A 16,202-nucleotide genomic window follows, 5' to 3' on the forward strand; every position below is an offset into this window, starting at 1 on the left:
TCCCACGCTGCACTCACCTCTGGATAAGGGGGCGGCGTGGGAGCGGGCTTGCCCCGCGATGAATCCACCGCCGATTTCCAGGATTGCCCGCATGCTCAGACTCCTGCTCACACTACTGCTGCTACTGCCCCTGGCCACCCAAGCCAGCGAGGGCGAATTCTTCCTCAGCACCAAGCCCGCCGAACAGGCAAGCCTGCTCGAAACCTGGGCCGCACAACCCGATGCCGCGCGCCTGCCGCTGCTGGAAAACCTGCGCCAAGGCCGCATCGCCGAAGGCGACACTCGCAAGCTGCGCCTGAACAACCGCCTGCGCGGCCTGCTCGACAACACCCTGGCCAGCCACCAACTGCTCAGCGATCAGGCCGCGGTCCGCCTGGCCGCCGCCCAGCAATTGCAAAAATCCGCGCAACCGGCGCAGATGGCCTTCCTCGACCGCCGCTTCGCCGCCGAGCCGGACGCCGCCGTCCACGCCGCCCTGGGCCTGGCCCTGGCCAATTTGCAACTGGGCGCCAGCGAACCGGCCGTGCGCCTGGCCGCCGTGCGCCTGCTCGGTGAAACCGGCGACCCGCTGGCCCGCACCCGCCTCGAAGCGCTGCTGCAACCGGACGCCGAAACCGATGCCGCCGTGCGCACCGCCGCCGAAACCAGCCTGGCCCAGGTGCAACGCAAACTGCTGGTGGGCGAACTGCTGGGCCAGGCCTTCAGTGGCCTGTCGCTGGGCTCGATCCTGCTGCTGGCGGCCCTGGGCCTGGCGATCACCTTCGGCCTGCTCGGGGTGATCAACATGGCCCATGGCGAGATGCTGATGCTCGGCGCCTACAGCACCTACATGGTCCAGGTGCTGCTACAGCGCTACGCGCCAGGGGCGATCGAGTTCTACCCGCTGATCGCCCTGCCGGTGGCCTTCGCCGTCAGTGCCGGGGTCGGCATGGCCCTGGAGCGCACGGTGATCCGCCACCTGTACGGCCGCCCGCTGGAAACCCTGCTGGCCACCTGGGGCATCAGCCTGATCCTGATCCAGGCCGTGCGCCTGATCTTCGGCGCGCAGAACGTCGAGGTGAGCAACCCGGCCTGGCTGTCCGGCGGCATTCAACTGCTGCCCAACCTGGTGCTGCCCTACAACCGCATCGTCATCATCGCCTTCGCCCTGGCCGTGGTGCTGCTCACCTGGCTGCTGCTCAACCGCACACGGCTGGGTCTGAACGTGCGCGCAGTGACCCAGAACCGCAACATGGCGGCCTGCTGCGGGGTGTCCACCGGGCGCGTCGACATGCTCGCCTTCGGCCTGGGCTCCGGTATCGCCGGGCTGGGCGGCGTGGCCCTGAGCCAGGTCGGCAACGTCGGGCCTGACCTGGGCCAGAGCTACATCATCGACTCGTTCCTGGTGGTGGTGCTCGGCGGTGTCGGGCAACTGGCCGGCAGCCTCTGGGCCGCCTTCGGGCTGGGCATCGCCAACAAGCTGCTGGAGCCGCAGATCGGTGCGGTGCTCGGCAAGATCCTCATCCTTGCGCTGATCATTCTGTTCATCCAGAAGCGCCCGCAAGGCCTGTTCGCCCTCAAGGGACGGGTAATCGACTGATGAACCAGCCACTGCTTGTCACTGCCGCACAAAAGGCCGGGCCGCGGGTTTCGCTGGCCTTGGGCGCCGCCGTGGTTCTGGTGTTGCTGGCCTTGCCGCTGCTGTCGCTGTTGCCCGACGGGCACGCGCTGCAGGTCTCGGCCTACACCCTGACCCTGGTGGGCAAGATCCTCTGCTACGCCATCGTCGCCCTGGCGCTGGACCTGGTGTGGGGCTACGCCGGGCTGCTGTCCCTGGGCCACGGGCTGTTCTTCGCCCTCGGCGGCTACGCCATGGGCATGTACCTGATGCGCCAGGCTGCCGACGACGGCCTGCCGGGGTTCATGGCCTTCCTGTCGTGGAACGAGCTGCCCTGGTACTGGGCCGGTACCCAGCACTTCGCCTGGGCCCTGTGCCTGGTGGTGCTGGCGCCGGGGTTGCTGGCGCTGGTATTCGGCTGGTTCGCCTTCCGCTCGCGGATCAAGGGCGTGTACTTCTCGATCATGACCCAGGCCCTGACCTTCGCCGGCATGCTGCTGTTCTTTCGCAACGAGACCGGCTTTGGCGGCAACAACGGCTTCACCAACTTCCGCACCATCCTCGGCTTCGACATCACCTCGCAAGGCACTCGCGCGGTGCTGTTCCTGCTCACGGTCGGCCTGCTGCTGGCCAGCCTGTACCTGTGCTGGCAGCTCACCCGCAGCAAGTTCGGCCGGCTGCTCACCGCCGTGCGCGATGCCGAGAACCGCTTGATGTTCTGCGGCTACGACCCGCGTGGCTTCAAGTTGCTGGTGTGGGTGCTCAGCGCCGTGCTGTGCGGCCTGGCCGGGGCGCTGTATGTGCCGCAGGTGGGCATCATCAACCCCAGCGAGATGTCGCCGACCAACTCCATCGAGGCGGCCGTGTGGGTGGCCCTGGGCGGGCGCGGCACGCTGATCGGGCCGCTGCTCGGCGCCGGGCTGGTCAATGGCATGAAGAGCTGGTTCACCGTGGCGTTCCCCGAGTACTGGCTGTTCTTCCTCGGCGCGCTGTTCATCATCGTCACCCTGTACCTGCCCAAGGGCGTGGTCGGGCTTGTGAAGAAAAGGAGCCAGCCATGAGAGGCGTGCCCCCGGTGCATCCTGAATTCATGTTGGAACCGGTGTTCGACCAACTGGGCGCCGGCCGTGACGCCATCGGCCTGGGCCAGGCGCGCAAGGCCGGGCTCGATACCCGCCACGGTACGGTGCTGAGCCTGGAGGACATCAGCGTCAGCTTCGACGGTTTCAAGGCGCTCAACGGGCTGAACCTGTACATCGGCGTGGGCGAGCTGCGCTGCATCATCGGCCCCAACGGCGCGGGCAAGACCACGATGATGGACGTGATCACCGGCAAGACCCGCCCCGACAGCGGCAGCGCCTACTTTGGCGACACCCTCGATTTGACCCGCATGAGCGAATACCAGATCGCTCAGGCCGGGATCGGCCGCAAGTTCCAGAAGCCCACGGTGTTCGAGGCACTGACGGTGTTCGAGAACCTGGAGCTGGCCTTGAAGGCCGACAAGTCGGTGTGGGCCAGCCTGGCGGCGCGCTTGGGTGGCGAGCAGCGCCAGCGCATCGACGAGGTGCTGAGCACCTTGCGCCTGCTGCCATTGGCCCAGCGCCCGGCCGGATTGCTGTCCCACGGGCAGAAGCAGTTTCTGGAGATCGGCATGCTGCTGGTGCAGGAGCCGCAGTTGTTGCTGCTGGACGAGCCGGTGGCGGGCATGACCGACGCCGAGACCGAGTTCACCGCCGAGCTGTTCCGCTCGCTGGCGGGCAAGCATTCGCTGATGGTGGTGGAACACGACATGGGCTTCGTGGGCAGCATTGCCGACCATGTGACGGTGCTGCACCAGGGCAGTGTGCTGGCGGAGGGATCGCTGGCGCAGGTGCAGGCGGATGAGCGGGTGGTCGAGGTGTATCTCGGGCGCTGATCGGGTTTTGATTTTTGTCTGCCTGCGCTGGCCTCTTCGCGGGTAAACCCGCTCCCACAGGCTTTGCGCTGTACCTGTGGGAGCGGGTTTACCCGCGAAAGGGCAGGCACGGGCAATACGAATACTCCAGGAACAACACATGCTCAAGATCGACTCACTGCACCAATACTATGGCGGCAGCCACATCCTGCGCGGCCTGTCCTTCGAGGCCAAGGTCGGCGAAGTCACCTGCCTGCTGGGCCGCAACGGCGTGGGCAAGACCACCCTGCTGCGTTGCCTGATGGGCCTGCTGCCGGCCCGCGAGGGCCGCGTGGAATGGGAAGGCAAAGCAATCACCGCGCTCAAGCCGCAGCAACGGGTCCAGGCCGGCATCGCCTACGTGCCCCAGGGCCGCGAGATCTTCCCGCGCCTGACGGTGGAGGAAAACCTGCTGATGGGCCTGTCGCGCTTCCCCGCCCGCGAGGCCCGGCAAGTACCACCCTTCATCTACGAACTGTTCCCGGTGCTTGCGCAGATGAAACAGCGCCGTGGCGGCGACCTCTCCGGCGGCCAGCAGCAACAGTTGGCCATCGGCCGTGCGCTGGCCAGCCGCCCGCGCCTGCTGATCCTCGACGAACCGACCGAAGGCATCCAGCCCTCGGTGATCAAGGAAATCGGCGCGGTGATCCGCAAACTCGCCGACCGTGGCGACATGGCCATCCTGCTGGTGGAGCAGTTCTATGACTTCGCCGAGGAACTGGCCGACCAGTACCTGGTGATGGCCCGTGGCGAGATCGTCCAGCAGGGGCGCGGCGAAAACATGCAGGCCGAAGGTGTGCGTGGCCTGGTTACCATTTAATCTGCACAGACTTCCCTTGCGAGATGCCGTCATGAGTTACCCGCTGCGCGATGCCCTGGCCGAAGACCTGCCAGGCATCCTCGACATCTACAACGACGCCGTGCGCAACACCACGGCGATCTGGAACGAAACCCCGGTCGACCTGGCCAACCGCCAGGCCTGGTTCGAGGCCCGCGCGCAGCAGGGCTATCCGATCCTGGTGGCGGTGGATGATACCGGGGTGCTGGGCTATGCCTCGTTCGGTGACTGGCGGCCCTTCGAAGGCTTCCGGCATACCGTCGAGCACTCGGTGTACATCCGTGGCGATCAGCGTGGCAAAGGACTGGGGCCGATCCTGATGGCGGCGCTGATCGAACGTGCGCGCACTTGCGACAAACATGTGATGGTCGCCGCGATCGAGAGCGGCAACGCCGCGTCGATCCGCCTGCACCAGCGCCTGGGCTTCGCCATCACCGGGCAGATGGCCCAGGTGGGCGTGAAGTTCGGCCGTTGGCTGGACCTGACCTTCATGCAGCTGAATCTGGACGAGAACGCCCTTCCCCCCTCGAGGAGCTGAACCCGATGAACGCCGCCCACCTGCAACGCGTCACCCACGAAGGCCTGGCCTATTACCGCGAGGGCCTGGTGGCCCTGCTGCTGGATGCGGTGCGACAGGGTGCTTCGGTGGGCTTTCTGGCGGATATCGACGAGCAGCAGGCCAATGCCTATTTCGATGAGGTGAGGGCGCGCCTGGCCAGTGGCGAGCAACTTTTATGGGTGATCGCCCAGGGCCATGAGGTGCTGGCCAGCGTGCAGCTTGGCCTGTGCCTGAAGCCCAACGGGCTGAACCGGGCCGAGGTGCAGAAGCTGCTGGTGCATAGCGATGCGCGGCGGCGTGGGCTGGGTCAGCAACTGATGAATGCGCTGGAGGCCGATGCCCGGCGGATCAGGCGGGGGATGCTGTACCTGGATACCGAGGCCGGCTCCGGCGCGGAGGCGTTTTATCGGGCGCAGGGGTACAGCAAGGCGGGGGAGATCCCGGATTATGCCTGTGGGCCGGATGGGGCTTATCGGGCGACGGCGTTGTATTTCAAGGTGCTGACTCCCGCTTGAGAGTGGTGATGTAGCCATCGCGGGGCAAGCCCGCTCCCACGCCATGTACCGAGGTGCTTCGTGGGAGCGGGCTTGCCCCGCGATGCTGTAACGCTCACATCTGGGTGAACCTGCCCAAGCGCTGGCGCAACATGCTGTTCTCACTGCGCAACTGCTGCACCTCCTCCAGCAACTCCAGCGCCAGCGCCACCCCTTCCCACTCCAGCTCCAGCTCCTGATGCAGCTTCACCGCGCGCTTCAAGGTCACCGGCGCGCGGTCATCGAACAGCCATTCGTCGGGCGTTCGCCCCGACGGTTCAACAATGCCGTGCTCGACGATCTCGATCACCCAGTCGGCCGTGACATCGGCCTCCTGGCACAGGGTACGCATGTCCAGTTGAACGATCAGGGTGCTGCTCATGGTCACTTACTCCATTGAGTCCTCGGGTTGAACGCAGCTTTCTCGGAGAGCTGGGTCCACAGCTCGCGCGCGGCGGCGTCGGACTGGGCGGGCATTACCACTTTCAATTGCGCATAAAGGTCGCCGCGCTCGCCCTGTTTGTTCAACAGGCCCATGCCCTTGACCCGCAGGCGCTGGCCGCTCTGGCTGTCGGGGCGGATGGTCAGGTTGATCTTGCCGGTCAGGGTCGGCACCGCCACCTTGGCGCCCAGCGCGGCCTCCCACGGGGCCAGCGGCACGGTGATGATCAGGTCATGGCCTTCGACATCGAACAGCGGGTGCGGGGCCATGCGCAGGGTCAGGAACAGGTCGCCGTTGGCGCCACCGCCCACGCCTGGCGCGCCCTGGCCCTTGAGGCGGATGCGCTCGCCATCGGTCACCCCGGCGGGGATCTTCACGTTCAGGGTCTTGGTGGTGAACCCGGTACGCTGCCCGGCGCCGTTGGTCTGCGGCACCTGGAAGCTGATCTGCTTGGATTCGTTGTTCAGGGTCTCTTCAAGGAAGACCGCCAGTTCCAGTTCCACGTCCTGCCCTCGTCTGCCGGTACTGCGCTGTTGCCGGCCGCCACCACCGAAGGGGTTGCCACCCCGGGCGCCGAAGATCGAACTGAAGAAGTCGGAGAAGTCGCCGCCCTCGAAACCGCCGCCGCCGTTGCCGCCGCGGCTCTGCCAGCCAGGCGGGGCCTGGAACGGCCGGCCGTGCTGGCCGCCGTACTTGCGGATTTCGTCGAACTCGGCGCGCTTGTCCTTGTCGCCAAGCACTTCGTAGGCCTCGTTGGCCTCCTTGAATTTTTCCTCGGCGTCACGCTCCTTGCTGACGTCGGGGTGATACTTGCGCGCGAGCTTGCGGTACGCGGCCTTGATCGCCTTCTCGTCCGCGCTCGGTTCGACGCCGAGTATCTTGTAATAGTCTTTGAAGTCCATCTGTGGATCACCAATGTGAAAGTGCAGGTTGCAACTGAAGATAGGGGCCAAGCATAGCCTTTCAAGGTGCGCTTGGCTTTGCCTCACGGCAGACGACCGGTCTTGATTCTGTAGCCAACTGGCATACACTGCGCGGCCGTTTTGCCTCCGGAAGCTTTCCCCTCATGTCTGACGTATCCCCGGCCCGCGCCCTTGGCATCGATTTTGGCACCTCCAACTCCACGGTCGGCTGGCACCGCCCGGGCGTCGAGTCGCTGATCGCCCTGGAAGACGGCAAGATCACCCTGCCTTCGGTGGTCTTCTTCAACATCGAGGAACGTCGCCCGGTGTACGGCCGCCTGGCCCTGCACGAGTACCTGGAAGGCTACGAAGGCCGCCTGATGCGCTCGCTCAAGAGCCTGCTGGGTTCCAAGCTGATCAAGCACGACACCAGCGTGCTGGGCAGCGCCCTGCCGTTCAAGGACCTGCTGGGCATGTTCATCGGCGAGCTGAAAAAGCGTGGCGAAGCCGCCGCCGGCCGCGAGTTCGACCAGGTGGTGCTGGGCCGCCCGGTGTTCTTCGTCGACGAAGACCCCGCTGCCGACCAGGAGGCCGAGGACACCCTGGCCGAGGTGGCACGCAAGATCGGTTTCAAGGACGTGTCGTTCCAGTACGAGCCGATCGCCGCGGCGTTCGACTACGAGTCGGGCATCAGCCGTGAAGAGCTGGTGCTGATCGTCGATATCGGCGGTGGTACCTCGGACTTTACCCTGATCCGCCTGTCGCCCGAGCGTCACCTGGTGGATGAGCGTCAGGACGACATCCTCGCCACCGGCGGCGTGCACATCGGCGGTACCGACTTCGACAAGCAGTTGAGCCTGCAGGGCGTGATGCCGCTGTTCGGTTACGGCAGCCGAATGAAGAGCGGCGCACTGATGCCCACCAGCTACCACCTCAACCTGGCCACCTGGCACACCATCAACGCCCTGTACTCGCAGAAGTCGCAGCTGGCGCTGGGCAACATGCGCTACGACATCGAGGACACCCTGGGCATCGACCGCCTGTTCAAGCTGATCGAAGAGCGCGCCGGGCACTGGCTGGCGATGGAAGTGGAGGCCAGCAAGATCGAGCTGACCGAGCGTGACAGCCGTAGTGTGGACTTTGGCCGCATCGAACCGGGGCTCTGCGCCGAGCTGACCCGCGCGTTGTTCGAGGATGCCATCGATGGCTTGCTGGAGCGTGTGCGTGGCAGCGTGACCGAGCTGCTGGCCAGGGCCGGGGTGAATGAAAGCCAGGTGGACACGGTGTTCTTCACTGGCGGTTCCAGCGGCATCCCGGCACTGCGCAACAGCGTGGCGGCGATGCTGCCCAAGGCACGGCATGTGGAAGGCAATATCTTCGGCAGCATCGGCAGCGGGCTGGCGATCGAGGCGCGCAAGCGCTACGGGACAATCTGAACCTTTGCCTTCGCCTGTACTGGCCTCTTCGCGGGTAAACCCGCTCCCACAGGATTACCTATGCCTTGAAGGCAGCGGTAAACCTGTGGGAGCGGGTTTACCCGCGAAGAGGCCGGTACAGGTTCAAGCAATCCCTCAGACCAGCTCCATCCGCTTGAGCTCACTCTTCAGGTACGCGTAGTAGATCGGCCCCGCCACCACCCCCGGCAGACCGAACGCGGCCTCGAACACCAGCATCGCCAGCAACAGCTCCCAGGCCTTGGCACTGATCTGCCCGCCGACGATCCGCGCGTTGAGGAAGTACTCGACCTTGTGGATCACGATCAGGTAGCCCAGCGCCGCCGCCGCCACCCAGATCGACAGCGACAACCCGACGATGGTGATCAGGGTGTTGGACATCAGGTTGCCGATTACCGGTAGCAGGCCGAGCAGGAAGGTCAGCACGATCAGCGTCTTGGTCAGCGGCAGGTGCACGCCGAACAGCGGTAGCACCACGGCCAGGAAGATGCCGGTGAACGCGGTGTTGAGCAGCGAGATCTTGATCTGCGCGAAGACGATGTTGCGAAACGCCTGCACCAGCAGGCTCAGGCGCTCGAACAAGGCCGCGGCCAGGGGCTTGCGCCGGGAAATGTCGGGGATGCGCTGCAAGGCGACGATGGCGCCGAGGATCATGCCGATCAGCAGCGTCACGAACATGTGCGCCATGCCCTTGCCCACCAATTGCAGATCGCTCAGGTGGCTCTTGATCCAGTCGCCGATGGCCACCTTGAACTCGGCCGCGCTGGCCGGCAGGTAGGCTTCGATGAACGGCGGCAACTGGCCACGGGCGCGTTCGACCAGGGCCATGAACTTGTCCAGCGAGGCGCCGGGGTTCTCGGCTTCGTGCAGGAGGAAACTGAAGGCGCCGGCGAACAGCAGGGTCAGGGTGCTCACCACCAGCGTGCCCAGCAGGGCCACCGCCAGCCAGCGGGCGCGCTGCCCGGCGATCAGCGGCTGCAGGCGCGGGGTGAGCATGTTGACCAGCTCGAACACCAACAGCCCGGCCAGCAGGCTGGGGAGCAACTTCAGGGGCAATGCCAGCAACAGGCCGGCGATGACGATGACCAGGCTGGCAAGGGAGATCTGGCGGGGGGTGAAGGTCATACAGCCTCGACGGCAGACAGCGGAAAGTCCCGCAGTCTGCCAGCCTTCAATGCACAGGCATAGGCACAGGTCATTTCTTCTTCAGGCAGTCGCTCATGTAGGCCTTGCGCTCGTCGCCCTTGAGCGCCTTGGTGGTGGCGTCGGCATTGCAGGTTTTCATCTTGTCCTGTTGGGTCTGCGGCACATCCTTCTTCAGGCAGGTGCTCATGAACGCCTTGCGCTCATCGCCCTTGAGCGCCTTGGTGGTGGCGTCGGCGTTGCAGGTCTTCATCTTTTCCTGTTGCGCGGTGGCGGCGAATCCTTGCCCGGCGATCAACATGCCCAGCACCAGCAGTGGCACATGCAGCAGCTTCATGGAGTGGTCTCCTTGTCGGCGCGCCCAATGCGCGCGTGTCGAGCTGAGTGTAGACAAGAAATCTTACATCTCTGCCCGGGCCTGCCGCCGGTACTGCTCCGGCGTGCAGCCGGCCTGGCGCTGGAACATGGCGATGAACGCCGAGCCGCTGCTGTAGCCGAGGTCGAAGGCGATGGCCTGGATCGGCAGGCCGGCTTCCAGCGCCTCGATGGCCCGCAGAAAGCGCAGGCGCAGGCGCCACTCACCAAAGCTCATGCCCAGCTCGCGCAGGAAGTGCCGGGCCAGGGTGCGCTCACTGACGTGCACCTGGGCGGCCCAGTCGGCCAGTGGGCGGTTGTCGCCGGTCTCGGCCTGCAGCCCGGCGAGCACCTGGCCCAGGCAGTCGCTGCGGGCGAACGGCAGGTAGCAGGTTTGCCTCGGCGCCTGGTGCAATTGGTCGAGCAGCACCTGGACCAGGCGCTGGTCGCAGGCGTCCTGGGCCACCTTGAGGTCGCGCCGGGCGAAGTCGCCGAGGATCGCCTTGAGGATGTCGCTGACCACCAGGCTGCAGGGCTGGGCTGGCAGCTCGGCGCACAGGCTGCGGTCCAGGTACACCGAGCGGTAGACGATGGCCTGGGGGTTGTAGCAGCCGTGCTCGGTGCCCGGCGGCACCCACACGGCGTAGTGGGGAGGCGAGATGAAGCGCTGGCCTTCGACATCCAGGTGCATGACGCCATGGGAGGCGTAGTTGAGCTGGCCCCAGGGGTGGCGATGGGGCGCGCTCTGGCTGCCGGCGCCGAATTCGTCGTAGCGGAAGTAGACCGGGGCAGGGAGCTGGTCGAATTGCGGGATGTCGAGGTACTGGCGGGGCATGTTGGCTGCTTCGCGGGGCGGGTTGTCTGGATGGGAGTATAGGCCTTGCGACAGACAACGGATAATACCGAGCCATCAGGGGCTGCTGCGCAGCCCTTCGCGGGTAAACCCGCTCCCACAGGATCTGCGCAAACTTCTGTGGGAGCGGGTTTACCCGCGAAGGGCCGCACAGCGGCCCCAGTCTGTCACTGTGAGTACCCGTTGCATGAATTACCTCTTCCCCCTCACCGCCATCCTCATCTGGGCCGGCAACACCGTGGTCACCAAGCTGTCCGCCGGGGCCATCTTCCCGGCCGAGATCGGCTTCTACCGCTGGCTGCTGGCCGGCCTGCTGTTCACCCCCTTCCTGCTGCCCCAGGTATGGCGCAACCGCGCGGCGATCCGCCCGCACCTGGGCAAGGTCTTCGTGCTGGGCGTGCTGGGCATGGCCATCTACCAGAGCCTGGCCTACTTCGCCGCTGGCATCACCAGCGCCACCAACATGGGCATCATCCTGTCGCTGATGCCGCTGATGTCGCTGGCCCTGTCCATCGCCTGGCTGGGCCAGCGCCTGAGCTACGGCGCCTTGCTCGGCGCGCTGGTGTCGTTCTTCGGCGTGCTCGAGGTGGTCTCGGCCGGCCAACCCTCGGCGCTGCTGCACCAGGGCCTGAACAGCGGTGACCTGATGATGCTGGTGGCCACCTTCGCCTATGCGCTGTACAGCTTCCTGCTGAAGAAATGGCAACTGCGCCTGCCGCCGATGCAGCTGCTGTACCTGCAAATCCTGGTGGCGATCCTGGTGCTGCTGCCGCTGTTCCTGCTGTCGCCCAAGACCGGGCTGAACGGCCATAACATTGGCCTGGTGGTGTATGCCTGCGTGCTGGCCTCGATGGTCGCGCCACGGGTGTGGATGCAGGCGGTGCACCGGCTGGGGCCAAGCCGCACCACGCTGTTCTTCAACTTGCTGCCGGTGGTGACGGCGGTGATTGCGGCGGTGGTACTGGATGAGCAGTTGGCCAGTTATCACCTGGTTGGCGGGTTGCTGACCCTGGTTGGAGTGCTGCTGGCTGAGCGCTGGACTACGCCAGTGCGTCGGACCTCATAGAACTGCACATGACTCGGTGACTGAGTGAGGACCTGTGGGAGCGGGTTTACCGGAGTGCCGGACCACCGCGAACACCGGCGCAGCCGGTGCCATGCACCGCGTCGTCTGTTTCGCGGCTAAAGCCGCTCCCACAGGGTACGCGCTGGCCGCTGGATCACAACCCCGCCGCCTTGAGCCGGGCGGCATGCTCGGTAAACAGCCGCACCGGCTCGGCGCCCTTGCCCACCGCGCCGAGCGACTGGTTGACGATGTCGAGGTGGTCGAGCGGATAGTCGTCACCGATCACCTGCCCCAGGTGCGAACTGAAGCGCCCGACCATGCCATCGCACTGGCCTTTCTCCCTGACGAAGCTGCGGGCGAACAGGCGGCAGAAGCGGTTGCTGCCATCAAAACGGTTGCGACCCTGGTCGGTGAGCCCAGGCTGCAGGGTGCCGGACCAGGAGTAGTAACGCACCCCGTTCACCTCAGCCGGCCCTTCCCCACCCCAGACCTCGGGCAGCCCCTGCGGATAAGCCTGGTTGAACAGCGCCACCCCGGCGCAGGTCAACGACTGATGCGAGGCATGCACGTCGATCGGCAGCGGGTCGCGGCGCCAGCCGGTCTCCAGCCACACCAGCAACACTGCCAGGCCATGCAGCACAGCCCTGAGGATACGCCCCTGGGCTGAGTCGCCCGGTGCCGTGCGTTCCAGGTGGTCGGCCAGCTCCGAACCATGGTTGGGCCCGGCCACCGAGGTCACCGAGGCTACCCGGTCAGGGCGCTTCGCCGCCGCATAGCGGGCACTCAGCGCGCCCTGGCTATGGCCGATCAGGTTGACCTTTTCGGCCCCCGTGCGCTGGCAGATGTCTTCGATGATGGCCAGCAACTGTTCGCCGCGCACCTCGCTGCCATGCAAGGGCGAGACCTGCACCGGGAACACCTGCGCGCCACCCCGGCGCAAGGCCGGGACGATGCCGAACCAGTAGGGATAGAGCAGCAACCGCACAAACCCGAGCATGCCCGGCACCAGCACCAGTGGATAGCGTGTAGCCAACGCTTGCGTCATTGCCCCAGCCCCTTTCCATGGACGACCGGCCCACACTACAGCGCCGCTTGAGCCCTGCGCAATCGAACTCCTGGCGCGGCGCGCGGTTCCAAGCAGAACAGACCCTCGAGCAAGGAGCGGGACCATGTACAAGCAGACCCTGGCCATTCTTCTGGCAAGCGCCACCCTCGCCGCCTGCAGCAGCCGCCCGGAAAACCCGGTGGACTATGTGACCTACCGCGACCAGCCGCTGGTCAAGCAGGTGGAAAACGGCATGACCATGCAGAAAGTCATCGCCATCGGCGGCAGCCCGTCGAATGTCATCGACCTGCCCCATGGCGGCACCTGCAACGACTACATCCTCAACCGCGACGGCCACCAGCAGGCCTACTACGTGCGTTTTGACGCCACCGGGCATGTTGACGCCAAGGGCTTCAAGACGTGCAAGCAACGCCAGCAAGACAGCGACGCCGCCCACGGCGCATGACCACCCTGATGCTTACGGAGATGAACATGAGCGTTGAACTGACCGATGTGAAGACCCTGCGCGAACGTGCGCGCAAGCACGCTGAAAACGGCGCGGTGACCGAGGGTTACCAGGCCGACCGCGAGAAGATCCTGCGCCTGCTCAACGAGTCGCTGGCCACGGAGCTGGTGTGCGTGCTGCGTTACAAGCGCCACTACTTCATGGCCAGCGGCATCAAGGCCAGTGTCGCTGCGGCGGAATTCCTCGAGCATGCCACCCAGGAAGCCGAGCACGCCGACAAGCTGGCCGAGCGCATCGTGCAACTGGGCGGCGAGCCGGACTTCAACCCGGACAACCTGAGCAAGCATTCGCATGCCCAGTACGTGGAGGGCAAGAACCTGAAGGAGATGGTGCTGGAAGACCTGGTGGCCGAGCGCATCGCCATCGACAGCTACCGCGAGATCATCCAGTTCATCGGCGACAGCGACCCGACCACACGGCGGATCTTCGAGGACATCCTGGCCCAGGAAGAAGAGCACGCGGACGATATGTCGGATCTGTTGCAGGGTCTGTAAACACCAGACTGTGGGAGCGGGTTCACCCGCGAACACGGGCATAGCCCGTGCCAGGCACCGAGGTGTCACCTTCGCGGGTAAATCGCAGCGGCGAACCGCCGCTCCCACAGGTAGAGTGCAGGTTTTGAGTTCGGCCCGCTCCCACGCACTTCAACGACCTTTGTTCACCGCAGCCGGCGCCTTGCCGGCTTTCATCTGCTGCAACAGCGGCGTGCACTGGTTCGGCGCATCGCCACTGCTCGGCGCGATCAGCGCCAGCAGCCCCGCCGCTGGCCCCACGACCACACCCAGTGCCAGCATCCCCGCGCCACGCAGCGCCAGCGGCACCGCCTGCACGCCGGCATTGGGCTTGGCGAACGGCCCACGCACATACAACGGCGAACGCAGCGAGAACAGCCGCACGCCCTTGGATTCCGGGGTGATCTTCAGGTCCAGCTGCTCGCTGGCGAAGTTGGCCGTGCCGTTGATGTAGATGATCGCGTTCTCGGTATCGAAGACGAACAGGCGGGTAGTGGCCAGGCCATCCTTGATACCCACATCGGCCGCCGCGCAATTGATCTTCACGTCCTCGTCGCCGAACAGCTTGCCGATCACATAGTTGCCGACATTGAGCCCGGCGATCTCCATCAGGCTGCGGCTGATCGCGCCATCGTTGATCAGCAGGCGCAGGTCACCGTTGGAGGTGCCGAGCAACGCCGCCACCGAATTGCCGCTGCCGCGCAGGTCGGCATCGCCATTGAGTTCACCAAAGCTGGTCTGCATCGGCGCGAAGCTGGGGAACAGCTGCTTGAGCTTGAAGCCCCGGGCGGTGAGCTTGGCACGCCCTTGCAACGGCGTGCTGCGCCCGTCCAGGCTGATGTTGGAGTCGAGGTTGCCGCCGGCCACGCCGAAGCGCAGCGGCTCCAGGCGCAACAGGCCATCGTCGAGGATCACATGGGCGGCCAGGTCGTTGAACGGCAGCTGCTCGCTGTGGACGATGCGCTTGCCGGCGAACGAGACGTCGGCATCCATGGCCCGCCAGCGCTCGGTGCGGAATTCTTCCACCGGCAGCACCTTGCCCGCCGGCTGCTTGCTGGCGCCGCCACGGGCCTTCTGCTGGCTGTTGGAGTCGGCGCCGATCAACGGTGCAAGGTCCTTGAACAGCAGCTGGTTCGACACCAGGTTGCCGGACAGTTTCGGCCGCGGCTGGCTGGCGACGAACGCCAGGTCGCCATGGATATCGCTGGCGCCGATCTTGCCGTTGAAGCCCTCGTAGCGGAACTGCGCACCGCCTGCTGCATGCAAATTGGCGTTGAGGTGGCCGTCGGTTTCATAAGCCGGGGTGTCCGGCAAGGTCACGCCGGTGAGCGGGTAGAGGTTGCCCAGGCTGCTGCCGGACAGTTTCAGGCGCAGGTCGAGGGCGCCCAGGTTGCGCGGATCGGTCAGGGTACCGGCCAGCGCCACCTGGGTGTCGCCGATGCGGGCGTCGGCCTGCAGCGGGAACGGTTGGCTGGCATCCTGCAGCGCCAACAGGCCACCGATCTTGCCGGTGGCCGTCACGGCCTGGCCTTTGTAGCGGCCCTGGGCCTTGAGGCCGAAGGCGTAGGCCTGGGCGTTGCCGGCTTTTTCGGCGCGGGCCTTGCCGACGATGTCGCTGAACGGGATCGGTTTGCCCAGCGGGTCGATCTGCACCTTCAGGCTGGTCTTGAGGGTCTGGTCGTCGAAGCTCACGTTGCCCTGGTCGAAGCCGATGGCGCCGATGTCCAACACCCATTTCGACGGTGGTTGGTTGCCGTCCTTGGGCCCGAAGTCGAAGGTCCAGTTGGCGCGGCCGTCGGCCAGCCGGGTGAGGCTGGCGCTGGGCTTGACCAGATCGATGCGTGGGATGCTGATGCGCTGGACGATCAACGGCAGTGGCGCCAGGCGGAACTCGACCCGCTCGAGGCCGACCATGCGCGGCTCCTTGAGCCAGTCCGGGTTCCCCAGCGTGAGATCTTCGGCGGTGAAATGCGGCCAGGGCACGAAGGCGCGCCAGCCGCCTTCTTCCGGTGCGGTGCGCCAGTGCACGGCGAGGTTGCCGTTGATCGCGAAAGGCCGATGCAGCGCCTCGGACACCTTCTCGTTGAGCAGTGGCTTGACGCGGTTCCAGTCGAAGGTGGCGATCACCACCACCAGGATCGCCAGCAGCGTGGCCAGGGTGACGAAGGTCCAGACAAGGATTCTGGCGGGGCGCGTCATTGCGGGGTTCTCCTGACTGCCGGGCACGAGGCGGGCATAACGATGGCACTTAAAATGTCGGACTGATGAAAACCCGCAGGGTTTAGTCCGGGTTGCCATGATAGCGAAGTTTTCCTGGCGCTTTTCTGCGCTATTGGTCTGCTGCGGGCCTTGGTGTTACTGAGAAATCGGCAACGCACAATGCCGGCATCATCGCCGAAACCATTGATTCAGAGCCGTCGCGCCTGAGTATCAATAGCGTCGATT

General features: G+C 65.5%; 17 protein-coding genes. 10 read left to right on the plus strand and 7 right to left on the minus strand.

Going from position 1 to position 16,202, the window contains the following annotated elements; all coding sequences use genetic code 11:
- The first annotated feature begins 91 nt into the window (after positions 1-91).
- The 6 genes from urtB to LOY51_RS24095 all read left to right on the plus strand — a co-directional run bounded on the left by urtB (position 92) and on the right by LOY51_RS24095 (position 5,442).
- Positions 92-1,579: an urea ABC transporter permease subunit UrtB gene (gene urtB, locus LOY51_RS24070; RefSeq protein ID WP_258643374.1), complete on the plus strand. Its 1,488-nt coding sequence runs from the start codon at positions 92-94 to the stop codon at positions 1,577-1,579.
- A complete protein-coding gene (urtC, locus tag LOY51_RS24075) occupies positions 1,579-2,658 on the plus strand; it encodes an urea ABC transporter permease subunit UrtC (RefSeq protein ID WP_258643375.1) in 1,080 nt (359 codons plus the stop codon). Before urtB ends, urtC begins: the two co-directional genes overlap by 1 nt.
- Positions 2,655-3,512: an urea ABC transporter ATP-binding protein UrtD gene (gene urtD, locus LOY51_RS24080; RefSeq protein ID WP_125465726.1), complete on the plus strand. Its 858-nt coding sequence runs from the start codon at positions 2,655-2,657 to the stop codon at positions 3,510-3,512. Before urtC ends, urtD begins: the two co-directional genes overlap by 4 nt.
- 139 nt (positions 3,513-3,651) lie before the next feature.
- A complete protein-coding gene (gene urtE, locus LOY51_RS24085) occupies positions 3,652-4,350 on the plus strand; it encodes an urea ABC transporter ATP-binding subunit UrtE (protein WP_258643376.1) in 699 nt (232 codons plus the stop codon).
- A gap of 31 nt (positions 4,351-4,381) precedes the next feature.
- Positions 4,382-4,906, plus strand: a complete 525-nt coding sequence (locus tag LOY51_RS24090) for a GNAT family N-acetyltransferase (protein WP_258643377.1) — start codon at positions 4,382-4,384, stop codon at positions 4,904-4,906.
- 5 nt (positions 4,907-4,911) lie between these two features.
- Positions 4,912-5,442 (plus strand): GNAT family N-acetyltransferase, encoded by a 531-nt coding sequence (locus tag LOY51_RS24095; RefSeq protein ID WP_258643378.1) that lies wholly within the window; start codon positions 4,912-4,914, stop codon positions 5,440-5,442.
- A 94-nt stretch (positions 5,443-5,536) separates the two neighbouring features.
- On the opposite strand, the gene LOY51_RS24100 is transcribed toward LOY51_RS24095, so the two are convergent.
- Positions 5,537-5,842, minus strand: coding sequence for a chaperone modulator CbpM (locus LOY51_RS24100; protein WP_110992969.1), 306 nt, complete (start codon positions 5,840-5,842; stop codon positions 5,537-5,539).
- A 2-nt stretch (positions 5,843-5,844) separates the two neighbouring features.
- A complete protein-coding gene (gene cbpA / locus LOY51_RS24105) occupies positions 5,845-6,804 on the minus strand; it encodes a curved DNA-binding protein (protein WP_110992970.1) in 960 nt (319 codons plus the stop codon).
- Between the two features lie 164 nt (positions 6,805-6,968).
- On the opposite strand from cbpA, the gene LOY51_RS24110 reads away from it, so the two are divergent.
- Entirely contained in the window at positions 6,969-8,240 is a 1,272-nt protein-coding gene (locus LOY51_RS24110; RefSeq protein ID WP_258643379.1) for an Hsp70 family protein, read from the plus strand.
- Between the two features lie 135 nt (positions 8,241-8,375).
- On the opposite strand, the gene LOY51_RS24115 is transcribed toward LOY51_RS24110, so the two are convergent.
- From LOY51_RS24115 to LOY51_RS24125, 3 genes are all read right to left on the minus strand, one after another.
- Positions 8,376-9,383 carry an AI-2E family transporter gene (locus LOY51_RS24115; RefSeq protein ID WP_194790257.1) on the minus strand — a complete coding sequence of 336 codons (1,008 nt, stop codon included), beginning with the start codon at positions 9,381-9,383 and terminating at the stop codon, positions 8,376-8,378.
- 70 nt (positions 9,384-9,453) lie between these two features.
- The gene (locus tag LOY51_RS24120; RefSeq protein WP_110992973.1) at positions 9,454-9,738 is read right to left on the minus strand and encodes a PsiF family protein; all 285 of its coding nucleotides are present in this window, start codon (positions 9,736-9,738) and stop codon (positions 9,454-9,456) included.
- A gap of 63 nt (positions 9,739-9,801) precedes the next feature.
- The gene (locus tag LOY51_RS24125; protein WP_258643380.1) at positions 9,802-10,590 is read right to left on the minus strand and encodes an AraC family transcriptional regulator; all 789 of its coding nucleotides are present in this window, start codon (positions 10,588-10,590) and stop codon (positions 9,802-9,804) included.
- A gap of 205 nt (positions 10,591-10,795) precedes the next feature.
- On the opposite strand from LOY51_RS24125, the gene LOY51_RS24130 reads away from it, so the two are divergent.
- Positions 10,796-11,674 (plus strand): DMT family transporter, encoded by an 879-nt coding sequence (locus LOY51_RS24130; RefSeq protein WP_125860629.1) that lies wholly within the window; start codon positions 10,796-10,798, stop codon positions 11,672-11,674.
- Between the two features lie 154 nt (positions 11,675-11,828).
- Here LOY51_RS24130 and LOY51_RS24135 read toward each other — a convergent pair whose 3' ends face one another.
- On the minus strand, positions 11,829-12,719 hold the full coding sequence (locus tag LOY51_RS24135; RefSeq protein ID WP_125860631.1) for an esterase/lipase family protein: 891 nt from the start codon (positions 12,717-12,719) through the stop codon (positions 11,829-11,831).
- Positions 12,720-12,843: 124 nt separating this feature from the next.
- On the opposite strand from LOY51_RS24135, the gene osmE reads away from it, so the two are divergent.
- Positions 12,844-13,185 (plus strand): osmotically-inducible lipoprotein OsmE, encoded by a 342-nt coding sequence (gene osmE / locus LOY51_RS24140; protein WP_125465735.1) that lies wholly within the window; start codon positions 12,844-12,846, stop codon positions 13,183-13,185.
- 26 nt (positions 13,186-13,211) lie between these two features.
- Complete coding sequence (locus LOY51_RS24145) at positions 13,212-13,739, plus strand: ferritin-like domain-containing protein (RefSeq protein ID WP_125465736.1); 528 nt, start codon at positions 13,212-13,214, stop codon at positions 13,737-13,739.
- Positions 13,740-13,889: 150 nt separating this feature from the next.
- Here the strand turns inward: LOY51_RS24145 and LOY51_RS24150 are convergent, their stop codons facing one another.
- Positions 13,890-15,956, minus strand: a complete 2,067-nt coding sequence (locus tag LOY51_RS24150; RefSeq protein ID WP_258643381.1) for an AsmA family protein — start codon at positions 15,954-15,956, stop codon at positions 13,890-13,892.
- Positions 15,957-16,202: the final 246 nt, after the last annotated feature.

This window comes from Pseudomonas sichuanensis, assembly GCF_024749065.1.
GTDB classification, from domain to species: domain Bacteria; phylum Pseudomonadota; class Gammaproteobacteria; order Pseudomonadales; family Pseudomonadaceae; genus Aquipseudomonas; species Aquipseudomonas sichuanensis.